19 protein-coding genes and 1 tRNA gene are annotated in these 19,090 nt (G+C 35.3%); 15 read left to right on the forward strand and 5 right to left on the reverse strand.

The features are described from left to right. Positions 1–110 precede the first annotated feature (110 nt). The 4 genes from ADH92_RS00335 to rlmH form a co-directional block, all read right to left on the reverse strand. Complete coding sequence (locus ADH92_RS00335; RefSeq protein WP_049495803.1) at positions 111–869, reverse strand: response regulator transcription factor; 759 nt, start codon at positions 867–869, stop codon at positions 111–113. Continuing rightward, entirely contained in the window at positions 866–2,206 is a 1,341-nt protein-coding gene (locus ADH92_RS00340) for a sensor histidine kinase (protein ID WP_049495806.1), read from the reverse strand. The genes ADH92_RS00335 and ADH92_RS00340 overlap by 4 nt, the downstream gene beginning before the upstream one ends. Positions 2,207–2,547: 341 nt before the next feature. Continuing rightward, a tRNA-Arg gene (locus tag ADH92_RS00345) sits at positions 2,548–2,621 on the reverse strand. A gap of 42 nt (positions 2,622–2,663) precedes the next feature. Next, positions 2,664–3,143, reverse strand: coding sequence for a 23S rRNA (pseudouridine(1915)-N(3))-methyltransferase RlmH (rlmH, locus tag ADH92_RS00350; protein WP_003009233.1), 480 nt, complete (start codon positions 3,141–3,143; stop codon positions 2,664–2,666). Positions 3,144–3,347: 204 nt separating this feature from the next. On the opposite strand from rlmH, the gene htrA reads away from it, so the two are divergent. The 5 genes from htrA to ADH92_RS00375 all read left to right on the forward strand — a co-directional run bounded on the left by htrA (position 3,348) and on the right by ADH92_RS00375 (position 8,488). Further along, positions 3,348–4,529, forward strand: a complete 1,182-nt coding sequence (gene htrA / locus ADH92_RS00355) for a serine protease HtrA (RefSeq protein WP_049495809.1) — start codon at positions 3,348–3,350, stop codon at positions 4,527–4,529. Between the two features lie 71 nt (positions 4,530–4,600). After that, on the forward strand, positions 4,601–5,362 hold the full coding sequence (locus tag ADH92_RS00360) for a ParB/RepB/Spo0J family partition protein (RefSeq protein WP_049495811.1): 762 nt from the start codon (positions 4,601–4,603) through the stop codon (positions 5,360–5,362). A gap of 267 nt (positions 5,363–5,629) precedes the next feature. Further along, on the forward strand, positions 5,630–6,988 hold the full coding sequence (dnaA, locus tag ADH92_RS00365; RefSeq protein WP_049495814.1) for a chromosomal replication initiator protein DnaA: 1,359 nt from the start codon (positions 5,630–5,632) through the stop codon (positions 6,986–6,988). 159 nt (positions 6,989–7,147) lie between these two features. Beyond that, a complete protein-coding gene (gene dnaN, locus ADH92_RS00370; protein WP_021154169.1) occupies positions 7,148–8,284 on the forward strand; it encodes a DNA polymerase III subunit beta in 1,137 nt (378 codons plus the stop codon). 12 nt (positions 8,285–8,296) lie between these two features. Then, positions 8,297–8,488 (forward strand): DUF951 domain-containing protein, encoded by a 192-nt coding sequence (locus ADH92_RS00375; RefSeq protein WP_003002008.1) that lies wholly within the window; start codon positions 8,297–8,299, stop codon positions 8,486–8,488. Between the two features lie 35 nt (positions 8,489–8,523). Here the strand turns inward: ADH92_RS00375 and ADH92_RS00380 are convergent, their stop codons facing one another. Next, entirely contained in the window at positions 8,524–9,021 is a 498-nt protein-coding gene (locus ADH92_RS00380) for a DUF1307 domain-containing protein (RefSeq protein ID WP_049495817.1), read from the reverse strand. A gap of 177 nt (positions 9,022–9,198) precedes the next feature. Here ADH92_RS00380 and ychF point away from each other — a divergent pair, with 177 nt between their 5' ends. The 10 genes from ychF to ADH92_RS00425 all read left to right on the forward strand — a co-directional run. Further along, a complete protein-coding gene (gene ychF, locus ADH92_RS00385) occupies positions 9,199–10,314 on the forward strand; it encodes a redox-regulated ATPase YchF (protein ID WP_049495819.1) in 1,116 nt (371 codons plus the stop codon). A 68-nt stretch (positions 10,315–10,382) separates the two neighbouring features. Beyond that, entirely contained in the window at positions 10,383–10,952 is a 570-nt protein-coding gene (pth, locus tag ADH92_RS00390) for an aminoacyl-tRNA hydrolase (protein WP_003002186.1), read from the forward strand. A gap of 4 nt (positions 10,953–10,956) precedes the next feature. Next, positions 10,957–14,451: a transcription-repair coupling factor gene (gene mfd, locus ADH92_RS00395; RefSeq protein WP_049495823.1), complete on the forward strand. Its 3,495-nt coding sequence runs from the start codon at positions 10,957–10,959 to the stop codon at positions 14,449–14,451. Positions 14,452–14,519: 68 nt separating this feature from the next. Then, positions 14,520–14,786 (forward strand): RNA-binding S4 domain-containing protein, encoded by a 267-nt coding sequence (locus ADH92_RS00400; protein ID WP_003002258.1) that lies wholly within the window; start codon positions 14,520–14,522, stop codon positions 14,784–14,786. After that, entirely contained in the window at positions 14,779–15,147 is a 369-nt protein-coding gene (locus ADH92_RS00405) for an FtsB family cell division protein (RefSeq protein WP_003009251.1), read from the forward strand. The genes ADH92_RS00400 and ADH92_RS00405 overlap by 8 nt, the downstream gene beginning before the upstream one ends. 3 nt (positions 15,148–15,150) lie before the next feature. Further along, positions 15,151–15,279 carry an SP_0009 family protein gene (locus tag ADH92_RS11485; RefSeq protein ID WP_003009253.1) on the forward strand — a complete coding sequence of 43 codons (129 nt, stop codon included), beginning with the start codon at positions 15,151–15,153 and terminating at the stop codon, positions 15,277–15,279. Beyond that, entirely contained in the window at positions 15,251–16,537 is a 1,287-nt protein-coding gene (locus tag ADH92_RS00410) for a serine hydrolase (RefSeq protein WP_049495826.1), read from the forward strand. Before ADH92_RS11485 ends, ADH92_RS00410 begins: the two co-directional genes overlap by 29 nt. Beyond that, positions 16,537–17,811, forward strand: coding sequence for a tRNA lysidine(34) synthetase TilS (gene tilS / locus ADH92_RS00415; protein ID WP_049495829.1), 1,275 nt, complete (start codon positions 16,537–16,539; stop codon positions 17,809–17,811). The genes ADH92_RS00410 and tilS overlap by 1 nt, the downstream gene beginning before the upstream one ends. Positions 17,812–17,815: 4 nt before the next feature. After that, complete coding sequence (gene hpt, locus ADH92_RS00420) at positions 17,816–18,358, forward strand: hypoxanthine phosphoribosyltransferase (RefSeq protein WP_003018402.1); 543 nt, start codon at positions 17,816–17,818, stop codon at positions 18,356–18,358. Between the two features lie 10 nt (positions 18,359–18,368). Continuing rightward, positions 18,369–19,090: ATP-dependent metallopeptidase FtsH/Yme1/Tma family protein (locus ADH92_RS00425; protein WP_049495834.1), on the forward strand; the 722-nt coding region annotated here is incomplete at its 3' end.

Genomic DNA, 19,090 nt, shown 5'->3' on the forward strand with positions numbered 1-19,090 from the left:
GATTCGAACCCGTGTTACCGCCGTGAAAAGGCGGTGTCTTAACCCCTTGACCAACGGACCATATATTCATTAACAGAACATATCCCATTATATCAAAATTTAACTAATTGTCAAGCACTAAATTCTAAATTTTGCTCTTCAATTAATTTTTTGGCACGTTTGATATTGCTTCTTGAGATTGGACAAGAATACCCTTCTTTCAACAGCAGCTGTTTCTTTTTCTTATCCATTCCAATGATCATACTTCTATTCACGATAAAAGATTGATGGGGACTGAAATATCTCTCCTCCACATCTTTCTCCAAGACATCTGATAAACTTCCCGCAATTTCTTTTTGAAAATTTTTCCCAACTAAGTTTAATTTATAAGCCGAACCAACCGTTTCGATATAAAGAATATCCTTAAATGGAATTTTTATCTTTTTATCCTTAAAGTCATACTCAAAATAATCTGTCAAATCATCATTTCCAATTTGAATAGTCGTTAGGTACTCAATACACTCCTTGATTTTTAATCTAAATAAATCTTCATTCAAATTTTTATCAATAAAATCTAAGGCAGATACTTTGTAACGATAGGTAATCGAAGCGAATTCTGATTTTGTAGTAATAAACACAATAATAGCATAAGGATTTGCTTCTCGTATTTTTTGAGCAATTTCCAGCCCACAATACTCATTGTCTTGAATATGAATATCTAGAAAATATAATTGGTGGATATCCGAATTCTGGATATAATTTTCAAATTCCGAAATTTTACCAGTAGAAATCACTTCAAGTTTAATTTCTAATTCCTTAGCAATTTCTGCAATGTGTTTTTCTACCCGTATCTGTTGAGAGAGCTCATCTTCTAATAAAAAAATCTTCATTCTTGTTCGTATCCTCCGATCTTCAAAACTTGTAAAAAACGATTTTCTTGCAATTCCGTTTCCAAAAACATCGTTCCATAATTTGCTAAGATTTTTCTCACATTATTTAATCCTAGGCCTCTATTTTCTCCTTTTGTCGAATAGCCTTCTTCATATATTTTTCTAATATCGAAAGTGATTTCATTTGTTGTATTATGAATCACTAAGTAAACAATTTTTGAAATAGAGAAAATAGCAATATGAACTTTTTTTTCTTCTGCTTCTTTTGAAGCTTCCAAAGCGTTTGTCACTAGAATCCCAACGATTCTCACGATATCTAATAAATCAACTGGTAGTTGCTCGATTGGTTCACTCGTTTCAAAGGTCATTTCCACCCCAGCATCTCTTGCATCCAACCAGCCTCGAATCAAAATACTTCGTAAAGCAGAATCTTTGATATTGACCAAGTTGAATCCTGATAATGCTTCTGTATTGATCTCTTTATAACCTTTTTCCAATACTTCTCTATGGATTCTCTGTATTTCTGGAATATTTTCTTCCTCAATGGCTAATGACATAGAAATAACTAAATTTCCCAAATCGTGACGAAATCCCCTAACAATAGAATAGAGACTTTGAATTTCAGCCATATACCGACTCATTTGTTGCTCAGAAAATTCTTTATACTCCAATTCTAAATTTTTACGATACTGATCTCGCTCGATTTTCATATGGAATAAGCTGACTACAAAAGAGAAAAAACAAATCGTTGCCAACATACTCCCAAAATTTTTAAATTGCGCTTGTTCACTAATCCATAAAGCAAAATTAATCACTACAAATATAGCAAAATAGACACAGATGAGTCTCTTTAAATATTTTTCAAATTCTTTCTCATAAAAAGGAGTAAAATCAAATTCAAATAAGTCAATTAACTTCAAAATGATTCCTAAAGAAAGCAAACGAATAAACATATTATAGACAATTGAGTAAGCTGCTACAACAGCATCTCCCAACACTGAAGAGACAATTATCGTCAGAAAAGTTGCTGTTCCTTCAACCGCTAAATAAGTAAAAAAAGAATAAAAAATGGCGCACAAGCGATTCGTCCGATTGGCATAATGATAATAAGGATATAAATAAACTGGCCATAAGAGCATATTTAAATCAGAGAGTCGAATATTTGAAAATAAAGTCACATCTAAAAATACTAAGAGACTTTCAAAAAGAAGAACAAAGGTGCTCAGCAGAAAGATAAATGCAAATTGATGTTCCTGATAGATTTTTTCGTCCACTAATGCAAACGTCAGAACAATGATCCCTCCCAAGAGAAAAGACAAGATTAATGACTGAATCACACAAACTCTCCCACTTTGTTTTTTTCTATTTTATTATACTCTAGTATTATTATAAAAAAATAAAATTTTATATACAAAAAATTATAATATAAAATAGCCTAAAATTAAAGGGAATCGGTAAAATTGTAATGTTTTTGTTACATGAATGAAAACTATTTTACACAATTTATATAATCTACACTTTGCACTATATAGGGATTGTTAGTTCTTTTTTTAAATATTCCTAATAAATCATTTCATTACTATTTGTCTATAGTGAAGTATACAAAAATTAATAGATAATGAGAATTTATACATTTTTACATAAAAGAAAAGATGCAGCAAAAGCTGCATCTCTCATTTGATCCCAGCAGGATTCGAACCTGCGACCGTTCGCTTAGAAGGCGAATGCTCTATCCAGCTGAGCTATGAGACCGAACTTACTTCATTTTAGCAGAAAAAGGAAGGAGCGTCAAGGTTATTTATGGTAAGGACTCCCCTGTTGAATCATGAAAGCACGATAGATTTGTTCCACCAACACTAATTTCATCAACTGATGAGGAAGAGTTAATTGACCAAAGCTCATTAATAGATTTCCTCTTTTTTTCACTTCAGGAGACAGACCAAGACTGCCTCCAATAACAAAAGTAAGGTTTGAATAACCAGATGTCATAATCTGGTCAATCGTTTGACTAAATTTCTCTGAAGGAAATTGTTTTCCTTCGATGGCTAATACAATCACATATTCCTTATCTGAAATCTTAGAGAGAATTCGTTCCCCCTCTTTTTCAAGGATTTGTTGATTTTCGAGTTGACTGGCACGATCTGGAGTTTTTTCATCAACTAACTCAACCTGTTCTACTTTTGCAAATCGACCAAGCCTTTTAATATACTCCGCGATCCCATCTTTTAAGTATTTTTCTTTTAATTTTCCAACGGTTATCAATTTAATTTTCATTCCCCTATTGTAGCATAATTCTTCAATTCCACAAATAATCCACAGCTATAGAAAGGAAATCTATTCTATAAAGTCCTTTTTAAAGCCATTTCTCAACTAAATTCTACAAGTTATCCACAATTTGTGGATAACTTGTAGAATTTAAGATATAATTAAGAAAGTTTTTTTATACTCTAGACAATTTGATATCCTTAGGAGGAAAATATGAAATCTTCATCTAATTTACTGAAAAAAATTGGAAACGTAGCCCTCATTTTTGTTGTAGGTTTTCTAGGTGGGATTCTTGGAACCTTTTTAACCTTACAAACATCTCATTTTTCTACTTCAAATACTGAAAGTAAGCAAGTCCACTCAACCACTGTTAAAACAGCTTATAAAAATACAACCTCAACTAGTGAGGCCGTAGATAAGGTGAAAAATGCTGTAGTTTCTGTGATTACTTATTCTGATTCTTCGAATCAAGGGTTATTTGAAAAAGAAGAAAACTCTGATTCACAAATTTCTAGTGAAGGTTCTGGGGTCATTTATAAAAAAGAAGGAAAATATGCCTACCTTGTTACCAACACCCATGTAATCAATGGTGCTAAAAAAGTAGATATTCTTTTAGCAGATGGGAATAAAGTCCCAGGAGAAGTAGTTGGGTCAGATGTCTATTCTGATATTGCAGTCGTTCGCATCAGTGCGGATAAAGCAAAGGCAGTAGCCGAATTCGGAGATTCAAACCAATTAACGGTCGGTGAGACTGCAATTGCAATTGGTAGCCCTCTTGGAACAGATTATGCTAATTCTGTTACCCAAGGAATTATTTCCAGCCAAGGCCGCAATGTGAAATTGAAAGCCGATAATGGACAAAATATCTCTACACGCGCCCTACAAACAGACGCAGCCATCAACCCAGGAAACTCTGGAGGTCCATTAATCAATATTCAAGGACAAGTCATTGGGATTACCTCAAGTAAAATTTCAAATAACGGACAAACTTCAGTAGAAGGAATGGGATTTGCAATTCCTGCAAATGATGTTGTCAATATTATCAAGCAACTAGAAGAAAAAGGAAAAGTAGTTCGACCAGCTCTTGGAATCCAAATGATGGATTTATCCAACCTTTCAACTTCTGATTTAAGCCAATTAAAACTTCCTGAAAAAATCTCTGGAGGGGTACTGGTTCGTTCAACACTTGAAAATATGCCTGCTTCAGATAAATTGCAACGCTATGATGTCATCACAAAGATCGATGATACAGATATCGAGTCAACTGCAGATTTACAATCTGCCCTCTATTCTCACCAAATCAATGATACGATAAAGGTCACATTCTATCGTGATGGAAAACAACAAACAACTTCTATCAAGTTGACAAAATCAACTGAGGATCTGAGCGATTAACTTTCACTTTCTTGACATACTTGTAAACACACCTTTACGAATTTGTAAAGGTGTGTTATTCTATTCATAAGATGGAAAAATTAGAAAAAATAGCGGTAAAGGACATTCGAACCAATCCTTTCCAACCAAGAAAAGTATTTGATCAAGAAAAATTAGAAGAACTGGCTCAGTCAATCAAAGAAAATGGCTTAATTCAACCCATTATTGTCAGAAAATCTCCAATAATTGGTTTTGAATTGCTTGCAGGTGAAAGACGTTTTAGAGCTTCAAAAATTGCTGGATTAGAGCTTGTTCCTGCGATTATTAAAGAGTTAACAGATCAAGAAATGATGCGACAAGCCATTATTGAAAATCTTCAACGAGAAGATCTCAATCCAATTGAAGAAGCTATCTCCTACCAAAAGCTCGTTGATCATGGCTATAAGCACGACCAAATCGCTCAATTTATGGGGAAATCTAGACCCTATATCAGCAATATGCTTCGCTTGTTACATCTAGCACCCTCTGTTCAAGAAGCAGTCATTCAAAATGATATTTCTTCGGCTCACGCGCGTGTTCTTGTTCCTCTTGATGAAGAAGAGCAGCGATTTTGGTTGGAGCGAATCAAACAGGATCATTTAAATGTTCGAACATTAGAAAGCAAGATCAGTTCAAAAAGAAAACAGAAAAATAAAAAAGCAAAAGAGAGCTTCCTACTGGAAGAGGAACAGCGATTGAAAAAAATATTAGGAACAGATGTGACGATACACTCCTCTTCTCAAAATAAAGGAACTATCCAAATTTCTTTTTCCAGTCTTGATGAATACCAACGAATTATCAACAGCCTTAAATAAGGCTGTTATTTTTATTTTTTGTATTGACAAGCTTTTCCACCATAAAAATCTTTTGTAAATAGCAGAAAAATAAGGATATTCACTAGTTATCCCCACTTTGTGGATAACTTTTAAAAACAATGTGAATTTAAATCCACAACTTGTGGAAAAGTTTAAAACTATAATTTAATTTCATGAAATTTAGCCTGTGGAAAACTATTTTTGTTTGTGGTAGAATAGGAGTACGTATGATTTGATACAATTCAAGAAAAGGAGGGAAGTCTGATAGTGTCACAAGAAGAGCAATTTTGGTCTCGTTTTTTAGAATTAGCCCAATTACAACTAAAAGATAGTGCCTATGATTTTTTTGTCGCCGATTCAAAATTAGTCAAAATCGATGGAGAGACGGCTACCATTTATCTTGATGGAAATTATAAAGAATTATTTTGGGAAACAAATCTAAAAAATGCTTTGATCACAGCCAGCTTTGAAGTCTACAATACAGATTTGAAGTTCCATTTCGTTTTTGAAGATACCGAAGAAATTCCTAGTAGTCATAGCGGTGAGAATAGGAGATTATCTTCAGGTAGCTTAGCAACCGAACCGTTACCTAAAATTGATACAGGTCTGAAATCAAAGTACACCTTTGATAATTTTGTGCAAGGGGATGGAAATATTTGGGCGAAAGCAGCAGCGCTTGCAGTTTCTGAAAATCTTGCAACAACTTACAACCCTCTCTTTATTTATGGTGGGCCAGGACTTGGAAAGACTCACCTATTGAACGCAATTGGAAATCAAATTCTAGAAAATATTCCAAATGCACGAGTTAAGTATGTTCCAGCAGAAACCTTTATTAATGAATTTTTAGAACACCTTCGATTAGGAGAAATGAAGACGTTCAAGAATACCTATCGAAGTCTTGATCTCTTACTGATTGATGATATCCAGTCACTCGGTGGGAAAAAAGTCACGACTCAAGAGGAATTCTTTAATACTTTTAATGCCCTCCATAGCGACAACAAACAGATTGTTCTAACAAGCGATCGAAGTCCGGATCATTTAGATAGTCTTGAAGAGCGGCTGGTTACTCGTTTCAAATGGGGACTAACGCAAAATATAACACCACCTGATTTTGAAACTCGGATTGCCATCTTACGGAATAAAATTGAAGATCTAGACTATATTTTTCCTAATGACACACTGGAATATCTAGCAGGTCAGTTTGATTCAAATGTTCGAGACTTAGAAGGTGCCTTAAATGATATTTCTTTAATGGCGAAGGTGAAAAAACTAAAAGAAATTACGATCGATGTTGCAGCTGAAGCTATTCGAGCTCGTAAAAACGATAATAGCAAGACGCTTGTCATCCCCATTGAAAAAATTCAGGAAGCAGTTGGAGCCTTTTATGGAGTCAGTGTAAAAGAAATCAAAGGTTCGCGAAGAGTTCAGAATATTGTCCTAGCACGACAAGTGGCTATGTATCTTTCAAGAGAGATGACGGACAACTCACTTCCTCGAATCGGAAAAGAATTCGGTGGGAAAGACCACACGACTGTCATTCATGCCTATGAAAAAATTAAAAGTATGGTCGACACAGATGATAATCTACGACTCGAAATTCAAAGTATCAAGAAAAAGTTAAATTAATCTGTGGATAACTTCCTCTTAACTTCTAGGGGTTATGCACAATTTTTAAACAAGTAACTTTTTAAGTCATAGATAGGATTCTGAGAGTTTTCCACAACTTCCACACAACCTACTATTACTATTAACTTACTAATCATAAAATAAATAAAAGGAATGACCATGATAAATTTTTCTATTAACAAAACTTTATTTTTACAAGCACTAAATACTACCAAAAGAGCGATCAGTTCTAAAAATGCTATTCCAATCCTTTCCACAATTAAAATTGATGTCACTCCAGAAGGAGTTGCCTTATCAGGATCGAATGGCCAAATTTCAATTGAAAACTTTATTTCTATCAAAGATGAAAATGCTGGTTTATTGGTGACCTCTCCAGGTTCTATTTTATTGGAAGCAACTTTCTTTATTAATGTGGTTTCAAGTTTACCAGATGTTACTTTAGATTTTAAAGAGATTGAACAAAAACAGGTTCTTTTAACAAGCGGAAAATCAGAAATTACACTTAAAGGAAAAGATGCAGATCAATATCCACGTATTCAAGAAATTGCTGCAAGTAATCCATTAGTTTTAGAAACAAAATTATTAAAACAATTAATTAATGAAACGGCATTTGCAGCAAGTGTACAAGAAAGTCGGCCAATTTTGACAGGTGTTCACTTTGTTTTATCAGATAATAAAGAGCTAAAAACAGTAGCAACAGACTCTCACCGTATGAGTCAAAAAGTGATTACACTGGAGAAAAATGGAGACAACTTTGATGTTGTCATCCCAAGTCGCTCTCTTCGTGAATTCACCTCTGTTTTTTCTGATGATATTGAAACAGTTGAGGTTTTCTTTGCTAACAATCAAATTCTCTTTAGAAGTGAACACATTAGTTTTTATACCCGTTTGCTAGAAGGAAATTATCCTGATACAGACCGTCTCATTCCAACAGAATTCAATACAGAGGCAACCTTCAATGTGGCCAACCTTCGATTTGCAATGGAGCGTGCTCGTCTTCTTTCAAATGCGACTCAAAACGGAACGGTTAAATTAGAGTTCAAAAATGGAGTGGTTTCTTCCCACGTTCATTCACCAGAAGTTGGGCGAGTAAATGAAGAGATCGATACAAGCGCCGTTTCAGGAGAGGATTTGTCTATTAGCTTTAATCCAACTTATTTGATCGAAGCGCTCAAAGCTATTGATAGTGAACAAGTTGTTATTCGTTTTATTTCTTCTGTTAGACCGTTTACATTGGTTCCAGAAGGAAATGAACAAGGGTTCATTCAATTGATTACGCCAGTTCGCACAAATTAACAAAGGTGAATCATGTATACGTTAGGTGATTTTGTAGAAATGAAAAAGCCCCACGCTTGTGTGATTAAAGAAACAGGTAAGAAGGCAAATCGTTGGGAAATTACGCGACTTGGTGCAGACATAAAAATCAAGTGTAGCAATTGTGACCATGTGGTCATGATGAGTCGCCATGATTTTGAACAGAAAATGAAGAAAGTACTATAAAAGGTTCAGTCACTTATGTGACCGAACCTTTTCGATTATTTTAATTCTTCAAATTTTCCATTTTTAACTTCTTTGAAACCACCCTGTTTCATCATATCAAAAGTTGATTTAAAGCTGATATAGTCGACTTTTTTATCTTTTTGTGTCATTACTAATTTCTTTTCAATTAGCTGATCTAAGTCTGCCTTTTCATAATTTAGTGTTGTTTTTTCAACCATATAATCATCTTTGTATTCAGCAGAATGTGTGAATCCTTTGACATCCTTGTATTCTTCATCATATTTATCGATCATTTCCTTTAATTGATCTTTTGTAACTCCCGCCTCTTTGTAATAAATAGTAGTGGTGGTTTGGTTACTGATCGCTTTATCACCTTTATGTTCTAGTGTAATACGAACATCCGTTTTCTTTTCTTGGTTGATTGCCTGAAGATAGGATTTTTGAACAGATTGTTGTCCACAAGCTCCAAGAAGAAAGAGAGTAAAGATAGCGATTAAAGAAAGAAAAATAGATTTCCATGTTTGTTTTTTCATCTGAAAAACTCCTTTGTTCATTGTTAAATAGAGTATACCATATTTATATTTTTAGAACGTTACAGTTTGATAAAAAAATCTAGTTTCAAAGGTCATGAAATATTTCATTTTTCATCACTTGTCTTTTGAATTATGTTATAATGAAAGAGATTGAAATTTGAACGGAGAAAAAGAAAAATGGCATTAACAGCAGGTATCGTTGGCTTACCAAACGTTGGTAAATCAACCCTATTTAACGCAATTACAAAAGCAGGAGCAGAGGCCGCAAACTATCCCTTTGCGACCATTGATCCAAACGTCGGGATGGTAGAAGTTCCAGATGAACGCCTCCAAAAATTGACGGAAATGATTACTCCTAAGAAGACAGTTCCGACTACTTTTGAATTTACAGATATTGCTGGGATTGTGAAAGGGGCTTCTAAAGGGGAAGGACTTGGTAATAAATTCTTGGCCAACATCCGTGAAGTAGATGCCATTGTCCATGTAGTGCGTGCTTTTGATGATGAAAATGTCATGCGGGAGCAAGGTCGTGAAGATGCCTTTGTTGATCCACTGGCAGATATTGATACCATCAATTTAGAATTAATTTTAGCCGACTTAGAGTCTGTCAATAAACGCTATGCGCGTGTAGAAAAAATTGCTCGTACACAAAAAGATAAGGATTCTGTTGCGGAATTTAATGTTCTACAAAAAATCAAACTAGTTCTTGAAGATGGTAAATCAGCTCGGACCATTGAATTCACGGAGGAAGAACAAAAAGTGGTGAAAGGACTTTTCCTTTTGACTACCAAACCAGTTCTTTATGTAGCAAATGTGGATGAAGATGTTGTTGCAGATCCAGACTCTATTGACTATGTGAAGCAAATTCGTGACTTTGCGGCAACAGAGAATGCGGAAGTCGTGGTGATTTCTGCGCGTGCTGAGGAAGAAATTTCTGAGCTAGATGATGCAGATAAACAAGAATTTTTAGAGGCGATTGGCCTAACAGAGTCTGGAGTTGATAAACTCACGCGTGCAGCTTACCACTTGTTGGGACTTGGCACTTATTTCACAGCTGGTGAAAAAGAAGTGCGTGCTTGGACCTTCAAACGTGGCATGAAAGCTCCTCAAGCTGCTGGAATCATCCACTCTGATTTTGAAAAAGGATTTATTCGTGCCGTGACCATGTCCTATGATGATTTAGTTAAATACGGTTCTGAAAAGGCTGTAAAAGAAGCAGGACGCTTGCGCGAAGAAGGAAAAGAATATGTTGTCCAAGACGGGGACATCATGGAATTCCGTTTTAATGTATAAGAGAGTTAAAAAGATGTAAAGGTTGGAAAAAATATTTCCAACCCTTTTAGTGTTTTGAAAGGAAAGAGATGACGAAATTAATTGTTGGATTGGGAAATCCAGGTGATAAGTATGTTGAAACCAAACACAATGTAGGCTTTATGTTAGTTGATCAAATGGCAAAGTCTTTAAATCTTACTTTCTCCCATGATAAGATTTTTCAAGCTGATATCGCCTCAACATTTTTGAATGGAGAAAAGGTCTATTTTGTAAAGCCGACCACTTTTATGAATGAGAGTGGAAAAGCAGTCCATGCCCTTCTGACTTATTATGGTCTGGATATTGAAGATCTTTTGGTTATTTACGATGATTTAGATATGGAAGTTGGCAAGATTCGTCTTCGAGCTAAAGGATCAGCTGGAGGTCATAACGGAATCAAATCGATTATCAATCATATTGGAACTCAGACTTTTTATCGAATTAAGATTGGAATTGGAAGACCTAAGCAGGGCATGTCAGTTGTTCATCATGTCTTAGGAAAATTTGATAAAGACGATTACATCACCATTCTACAAACAATCGATCGAGTAGAAGAAGCGGTTAACGATTACTTGGTAGAAGAAAATTTTGAAAGAAGCATGCAGAAATACAACGGGTAAGTAGATGAATGTAATTGATTTAGTGAGTCAAAACTCCACCCTTCTATCCTGGCAACAAGGTTTGCAAAAAAATAATAGGGAATTGATCTTAGGATTGTCTGCAACTACAAAGGCTATTGTAATGGCTTCAGCCTTTGATTCTATTGAAAAAGCAGTCCTCATCACTTCCAGTTATAACGAAGCGGAACGATTGGCCAGTGATTTTATTTCCTTGCTTGGAGAAGAGAAAGTCCATACATTTTTGGGAGATGATAATCCTTTAGCAGAATTTGTTTTCGCTTCACAAGAAAGGCAATTTGCACGATTAGAGGCTTTGAACTTTGTATGTCAAGAAGATCGTCAAGGCATCCTTGTGACCAATGTGAGTGGTATAAAACTACTATTACCTTCTCCTAAAGTTTTTGCATCTAGTATTTTTCAATTGAAGGTTGGTCAAGAAATAGACTTAACTACTCTGAGTGAAACATTACAAAAGATTGGCTATCAAAAGGTGAGCCAAGTTTTGCAACAGGGAGAGTTTAGTCTACGAGGAGATATTTTAGATATCTTTGAGATCGAACAACTCCAACCCTATCGGATTGAATTTTTCGGAGATGAGATTGATGGAATCCGAATCTTTGACCCAGAAAGTCAGCGTTCTGTTGAAAATGTTGAAGAAGTTCAACTGAAGGCAGTGAGTGATCTATTGTTGCAAGAGGAAGATTTTATCCGTGGTCAGCAGCAAATAGAACAATTGCAAGAACAGAGCGCGAATGAAGAATTTAAATCTTATCTAGCAGAAATTCTGGGAGATATTTCTCAAAGGAAACTCCATCCGGATCTTAGAAAATTTATTAGTTTCTTTTACAAGAAACAATATACTCTATTCGATTATCTTCCTAAACACACTCCAGTCTTTCTGGATGATTATCAAAAAATAGCAGATCAAATAGCGAGATTTGAACTAGATACAGCTAATCTCTTGACGGAAGATTTACATAAAAATAGAGCTTCTTCTCGCCAAGTGTATTTTGCAGACACCAGTACAATTTTACGAAAATATACGCCTGCAACTTATTTTTCAAACTTTCAAAAAGGATTGGGAAATCTGAAATTTGATCATTTGTATCAATTCAATCAATATCCCATGCAGGAGTTTTTTGGACAATTTGATTTACTAAAAGAGGAAATTGAACGGTATCGAAAATCAAACTATACTGTTATTGTTCAAGCAACTTCTCATCAAAATCTTCAACAGCTCCATAAAAATTTAGAAGAGTATGGGATTAGATTAGATTATATTGATGGGGATGCGATTATCCCTCAAGCTAGTCAATTAATTGTTGGAGGACTAGCTCACGGTTTCCAATTTGTTGATGAAAAAATTGTCTACATTACAGAATCAGAGATTTATCAGAAAAAGATCAAACGAAAGATTCGCAGGCAAAATATTTCCAATGCAGAACGCCTAAAAAATTATAATGAATTGGAAAAAGGGGACTATGTTGTTCACCAAGTTCATGGTATTGGTCAATATTTGGGAATTGAAACGATTGAAATTTCGGGTGTCCATCGTGATTATGTTTCAATTCAATATCAAAATGGAGATCGCATCTCGATTCCTGTCGATCAGATTCAGATGTTGTCCAAATACGTTGCAAGCGATGGAAAAGCGCCAAAAATTAACAAGTTAAATGATGGGCGTTTCCAAAAAACGAAGCAAAAGGTTCAGACCCAGGTGGAGGACATTGCAGATGATTTGATAAAACTTTATGCGGAGCGTAGTCAATTAGAAGGATTTGCCTATTCCAAAGATGATGAAAATCAAGAGGCTTTTGAACAAGATTTTCCATATATTGAAACAGATGATCAATTACGTTCCATTGAAGAAATCAAAAAAGATATGGAATCGAATCGTCCGATGGACCGATTGCTGGTTGGAGACGTCGGTTTTGGGAAAACAGAGGTCGCTATGCGAGCAGCCTTTAAGGCAGTAAATGATCATAAACAAGTAGCAGTGCTGGTTCCTACCACGGTTCTTGCCCAACAACATTATGCCAATTTTAAGGAGCGTTTTGAATCTTTTGCAGTAGAAGTTGCTGTTTTAAGTCGTTTCCAGAGTAAGGCAGAGCAGAAAGAAACGCTTGAAAAGTTGAAAAAAGGACGAGTGGATATTATTATTGGAACTCACCGGCTCTTGTCCAAAGATGTTGTTTTTTCAGACTTAGGCTTAATCGTGATCGATGAAGAACAACGTTTTGGAGTGAAGCACAAAGAAACCTTGAAAGAATTGAAAAAAAAGGTGGATGTGCTTACCTTGACAGCTACCCCTATACCTCGAACTCTTCATATGTCTATGCTAGGAATTCGAGATTTGTCTGTCATCGAAACACCTCCGACCAATCGGTATCCTGTGCAAACTTTTGTATTAGAGACCAATCCAACCATTATTCGAGACGCTGTGTTGCGGGAGATGGATCGTGGAGGTCAAGTGTACTATCTTTACAACAAGGTAGATACAATTGAACAAAAGGTGTCTGAATTAAAAGAGTTGATTCCAGAGGCTTCGATTGGCTTTGTTCATGGTCAGATGAGTGAAGTTCGCTTAGAAAATACCCTGTTGGATTTCATTAATGGCGAATACGATGTCTTAGTGACGACAACCATTATTGAGACAGGTGTGGATATTCCAAATGCCAATACACTCTTTATTGAAAATGCGGATCACATGGGGCTTTCAACGCTTTATCAACTAAGAGGTCGTGTGGGACGAAGCAATCGAATTGCTTATGCTTATTTGATGTATCGTCCAGACAAATCTCTTACAGAAGTGTCTGAAAAACGTTTAGAAGCTATTAAAGGTTTTACTGAGTTGGGGTCTGGCTTTAAAATTGCTATGCGAGATTTATCGATCCGTGGAGCAGGGAATATCCTTGGAGCTTCTCAATCTGGTTTCATCGATTCAGTTGGTTTTGAAATGTATTCTCAATTGTTAGAAGAAGCTATTGCTAAGAAACAAGGCCAAGAGCATCGTAGGCAAAAGAGCAATGCAGAGTTGAACCTTCAAATAGATGCGTATTTACCTAATGAATATATTTCAGATCAACGTCAAAAAATTGAAATTTACAAACAAATTCGTGAAATGAATTCTGCGACAGACTATGAATACTTGCAAGATGAATTGATCGATCGTTTTGGAGAATACTCAGATGTTGTCGCCTACCTACTTGAAATTGGTTTAGTGAAAGCTTACTTGGATCAAGTCTTTGTCCGTCTTGTTGAGAGAAAACAACAAAAAGTGACAGTGAAATTTGAACCTATTGCCAAACAACTGTTTTTAACACAGGATTATTTCAAAGCTCTGTCAATGACACAGTTAAAGGCACAGATTGCAGAAGAAAAGGGATTGATTGAAGTGATCTTCGATATTCGAAATAAGAAAGATTTTGAAATTTTGGAAGCTCTGAAGCAATTTGGTCAAACCTTATTGGAAATTAAACAGGAAAAAGAAAAGGACTAGCAGTTCTTAGCTCATTTTTCGCATTTTATGTATAAAAAATGATACAATACTATGTTAGAGGTGACAGTATGAGATTAGATAAATATTTAAAAGTTTCTCGCATTATTAAGCGTCGTCCTGTTGCAAAGGAAGTTGCAGATAAAGGGCGAATCAAAGTCAATGGAGTATTAGCAAAAAGTTCAACGGATTTGAAAGTGAATGATCAAATTGAAGTTCGTTTTGGAAATAAAGTATTGACGGTTAAAGTCTTGGAAATGTTGGATAGTACAAAAAAAGAAGATGCATCCAAAATGTACGAAATAATTAGTGAAACAAGGATAGAAGAAGATGCCTAAAAATATCGTTCAAATGAACAATAAATATATCAAAGACGAAAGTCAGCGAAAACGTTTTTTAGAAGAAGAAAGAAAAAAACGCAATCGTTTTCTGGGGCTCGTTTTGATATTGGTCATGTTACTGTTTATTCTTCCAACTTATAATTTAGCCCAGAGCTATCAATCGCTACAAGATAAAAAAGAACAATACAAACAGTTGGAAAAAGAGTATAAAGAAACAAGTGAACAAAAAGAATACCAACAAGACATCGCTAAAAAATTAAAAGACGATGATTATGCAACAAAATATGCACGCGCTAAGTATTCTTTTTCAAAAGATGGTGAATATGTTTACACCATCCCAGATTTACTCCCGCAATAACCGATGGAAAATATCTTACAAACAGTTAAACAATTTCTTGAATTTTCGGATGAAAAATTAGAGGAATTAAAAAAGAAAAACCAAATGATTAAACTTCAAAAGGATGAAAAGGAAAGGAATACAGGTGTCTAAACGATTTCTGCTCCTATTGTTAGTTCCAATTTTATTTATTGGGTCTCAAGCAGCGAGTGTCGAGCAGTCTGAGTCTTCTCAGACAATGGCTCATCCATCAGAACTTTATTTTTCTTCAATTCCAGCGAACCCGAATGTCTATCGCAAAATTTCTGTTTTTTCTGATCCTCAGTTGAAAAAAGCACAAGGAGAAATTCTCCCCAACACACCGTTTACAATCGAACAACTCTTTGTAAATGATGAAGGGAAAGCTGTATTTAAAATAGCAGATAAAGGATATGTATTAGCAGATTCTTCTGTCATTTTTTCTGATGTTGTACAAGAAACACAAGAAAAAAAACAAGACATGTGGCTAAAACCTGGTTTTAAAGTGTATGACCGACCCTTAATAAATGGTACAAAAGAAAAAAATACACCTCTTTCTCCTTATACAAAAGTGACAGTCTTACGTACAGCTAAGACTTTACGAGATGAATTTGTGGAGATTGAAGGTCAGGGCTGGGTGAACAAAGCATTCGTCACTGAAAAAGATAATCGAATGGAAAAAGTCCAGGAATTGTTGAATAGTAAATACAATTCTCCTTCGTATGGAATCTATGTAAAACAATTAGAGACTGGAAATACTGCTGGAATCAATCCGCAAAAAGAAATGTATTCTGCCAGTGTAACAAAATTACCATACTTGTACTACGTCCAAGAACAGCTCAATAAAAAAGCCATTTCTCCAACTACAACCTACAAATATATTCCAGAAGTCAATGATTTCAAAGGTGGCTATGAACCAGAAGGAAGTGGTAGCCTTTCAAAAACACCCGATGGAAAAGAATACAGTGTTCAAGAGTTGGTAGATAAGATTGCAAAAGAATCAGATAATGTTGGACATAATATCTTGAATTATTATGTCACTCATCAATCAGATCAAGACTTCCAAAAAACTTTGGATAGGATTGCAAAGAAACATTGGGATGTTGAAAAAAGAGAAGCATCCGCTGAAATGGCTGGCAATGTCATGGAGGCTGTCTATCAACAAAATGGCCCTATTATTGATGCGCTCTCCTCTACAAAATATGATGATCAACGGATTGCGCGTGACCTTCCAGTAAAAGTTGCTCATAAAATTGGAGATGCCTATGATTTTAGACATGATGTTGCGATTGTATACACAAATTCACCCTATGTAATAGCCATTTTTACAGATCATTCGAATTATGATACGATTTCCAACATTTCAAAAGATATCTATGAGGTATTGAAATAATGGAAAAGCGATTTTTAGAGTTTTGTGAAAAACAAGATCTATTTACTCCCCATCGCCGTGTTTTGGTTGCCTTATCTGGTGGATTGGATTCAATGAATCTGTATGAACTTTTATATAAGAATAAAGAACGATTGAAAATCCATCTGGTACTCGCTCATGTCAATCATGGACAAAGACCAGAATCAGATTTAGAAGAAAGTGAACTTCGAACGCTAGCTGATAGGCGAGAGACACGTATCTATGTGGCTCACTATTCGGGTGATTTTACAGAAGCAAAAGCTCGTACCTTTCGTTATGATTTTTTTAAACAGATTATGGAGAAAGAAGATTGCACCGCTTTAGTAACAGGTCATCATGCAAATGATCAAGCTGAAACAACTTTCATGCGCTTAATACGAGGAACAAAATTACGCCATTTAAATGGCATTCCTGTACGCCAACCATTTGGTAAGGGTGAGCTAATCCGTCCTTTGTTAACTTTTACCAAAGATGAGTTGATGGAAATCCCTCACTTTGAAGACAGTAGCAATGACTCACAGGACTATTTTCGAAATCGTGTACGCCATCAATACCTTCCAGAATTTGAAAAAGAAAATCCTCAAATGCAAGTAAGTCTTCGTTATTTAGCAGAAGAAGTGACTCATTGGCACCAAGCACTGAAAGAATTGACTAGCGAGTTAACCATTCAAGATTTAGCTTTTTTTAGAACGTATTCTCATTCTGTACAATCATTCTTATTAGAAGAGTATTTGGCACAATTTCCAGATTTGCAACTTGGTAGGGTACAGTTTCAAGAATTATTAAATTTACTGCGAAAAAAAAGAAATTGCGTCCATTATTTAAAGTCGAATTATGAACTACATCAGGAATATGATTTCTTTGAAATACAAAAAATCAGTCAAAAGTCGGATGACCAACCCCTCCCATTTTTGTTAGAATTTGGGAATATCTTTGAAATTGCAAATTATAAACTATCTTTTGGACAACCATTAGTAGGGGAAAATGTAGAAATTCTTTCTGTTTCACGCGAAACTCCCATCTTAATTAGAAGGAGAAAGGAAGGAGATCAGCTACTTGTTAATGGCCACCATCAAAAATTAAGACGGTGGTTTATCAACCATAAAATTCCAATTTCTCTTCGGCAAAAGGCTCTCATTATAGAACAAAATCATAATATTCTTTCTGTAGTGGGATTGGTAACGAGTGATTTGAGTAAGCTCTCAAAAAGTGGTATAATGAAAGATAGTCTTTATATTCAAAAAATAGATAGGTAAAAACATGTTAGAAAAAGATATAAAAAAAGTATTGGTTTCACATGATGAAATTGTAGAAGCAGCAAAGAAATTGGGTGAAACCCTAACAAAAGAGTACCAAGGAAAAAATCCAATTTTTGTTGGAATTTTGAAAGGCTCTGTTCCATTTATGGCAGAGTTGATCAACCACGTGGATACACATATTGAATTGGATTTTATGCTGGTTTCAAGTTATCATGGTGGTACAGCAAGCTCAGGTATTATTAATATTATCAAGGATATCGACCAAGATATTACTGGTAGAGATATTTTATTTGTAGAAGATATTATCGATACAGGTAAAACCCTCAAGAGTCTAAAAGAACTCTTTGAAGAACGAAATGCGGCATCTGTAAAGATTGCTACCTTACTGGATAAACCTGAGGGACGTTTGGTTGAGATTGAAGCAGATTACACCTGCTTTACGATTCCAAATGAGTTTGTTGTAGGATATGGTTTAGACTATGATGAAAATTATCGTAACCTACCCTATGTTGGTGTATTAAAAGAGGAAGTGTACTCAAAATAGAGGAGACTAGATGAATAACAGAAAAAATAACGGTTTTGTTCGAAATCCATTTCTGTATTTGTTGATTATTGTAGCGGCTGTGACAGGATTCCAGTACTTTTTTGCGGGTAATGGAGTTGGTCAAAGTCAGCAAATCAACTACACAGAATTGGTCAAGGAAATTAAAAATGATAATGTAAAAACGATCAGTTACCAACCAAATGGTAGTGTGATTGAAATTGCAGGGACCTATAATAAAGCTAAAGAATCAAAAGATGATACAGGAATTCAATTTTTTACCCCAAGTGTTCAAAAAGTATCTCGCTTTACTAGTGTCATCCTCCCATCTGATATCACCGTCAATGAATTACAAAAATTAGCAGCTGACCACAAAGCAGAAATCACCATTAAGCGTGAGAGCTCAAGTGGCATGTGGATAACAATTCTCACTTCAATTGTTCCATTTGTTATCGTCATGTTTTTCTTCTTCTCAATGATGAACCAAGGCGGTGGCGGAGGTGCCAGAGGTGCAATGAACTTTGGTCGTAATAAAGCCCGCGCTGCTAATAAAGAAGATATTAAAGTTCGTTTTTCAGATGTAGCGGGAGCTGAAGAAGAAAAACAAGAACTTGTTGAAGTTGTTGAATTTTTAAAAGATCCAAAACGCTTTACTAAATTGGGTGCAAGAATCCCAGCAGGTGTGCTTCTTGAAGGCCCTCCAGGAACTGGTAAAACCCTTTTAGCAAAAGCAGT

Origin of the sequence: Streptococcus parasanguinis, from assembly GCF_001073155.1 — a bacterium.
Lineage (GTDB): Bacteria > Bacillota > Bacilli > Lactobacillales > Streptococcaceae > Streptococcus > Streptococcus parasanguinis_D.

What these genes read in the sequence shown, in the direction of transcription:
- tilS (WP_049495829.1), top strand. Translation starts at nt 16,537, where the DNA reads ATGGAAAAGCGATTTTTAGAGTTTTGTGAAAAACAAGATCTATTTACT.
- ADH92_RS00405 (WP_003009251.1), top strand. Translation starts at nt 14,779, where the DNA reads ATGCCTAAAAATATCGTTCAAATGAACAATAAATATATCAAAGACGAA.
- ADH92_RS00380 (WP_049495817.1), bottom strand. Translation starts at nt 9,021, where the DNA reads ATGAAAAAACAAACATGGAAATCTATTTTTCTTTCTTTAATCGCTATC.
- pth (WP_003002186.1), top strand. Translation starts at nt 10,383, where the DNA reads ATGACGAAATTAATTGTTGGATTGGGAAATCCAGGTGATAAGTATGTT.
- dnaN (WP_021154169.1), top strand. Translation starts at nt 7,148, where the DNA reads ATGATAAATTTTTCTATTAACAAAACTTTATTTTTACAAGCACTAAAT.
- ADH92_RS00375 (WP_003002008.1), top strand. Translation starts at nt 8,297, where the DNA reads ATGTATACGTTAGGTGATTTTGTAGAAATGAAAAAGCCCCACGCTTGT.
- ADH92_RS00410 (WP_049495826.1), top strand. Translation starts at nt 15,251, where the DNA reads ATGAAAAGGAAAGGAATACAGGTGTCTAAACGATTTCTGCTCCTATTG.
- htrA (WP_049495809.1), top strand. Translation starts at nt 3,348, where the DNA reads ATGAAATCTTCATCTAATTTACTGAAAAAAATTGGAAACGTAGCCCTC.
- mfd (WP_049495823.1), top strand. Translation starts at nt 10,957, where the DNA reads ATGAATGTAATTGATTTAGTGAGTCAAAACTCCACCCTTCTATCCTGG.
- ADH92_RS11485 (WP_003009253.1), top strand. Translation starts at nt 15,151, where the DNA reads ATGGAAAATATCTTACAAACAGTTAAACAATTTCTTGAATTTTCGGAT.
- ADH92_RS00335 (WP_049495803.1), bottom strand. Translation starts at nt 869, where the DNA reads ATGAAGATTTTTTTATTAGAAGATGAGCTCTCTCAACAGATACGGGTA.
- ADH92_RS00400 (WP_003002258.1), top strand. Translation starts at nt 14,520, where the DNA reads ATGAGATTAGATAAATATTTAAAAGTTTCTCGCATTATTAAGCGTCGT.
- ADH92_RS00360 (WP_049495811.1), top strand. Translation starts at nt 4,601, where the DNA reads ATGGAAAAATTAGAAAAAATAGCGGTAAAGGACATTCGAACCAATCCT.
- rlmH (WP_003009233.1), bottom strand. Translation starts at nt 3,143, where the DNA reads ATGAAAATTAAATTGATAACCGTTGGAAAATTAAAAGAAAAATACTTA.
- hpt (WP_003018402.1), top strand. Translation starts at nt 17,816, where the DNA reads ATGTTAGAAAAAGATATAAAAAAAGTATTGGTTTCACATGATGAAATT.
- ychF (WP_049495819.1), top strand. Translation starts at nt 9,199, where the DNA reads ATGGCATTAACAGCAGGTATCGTTGGCTTACCAAACGTTGGTAAATCA.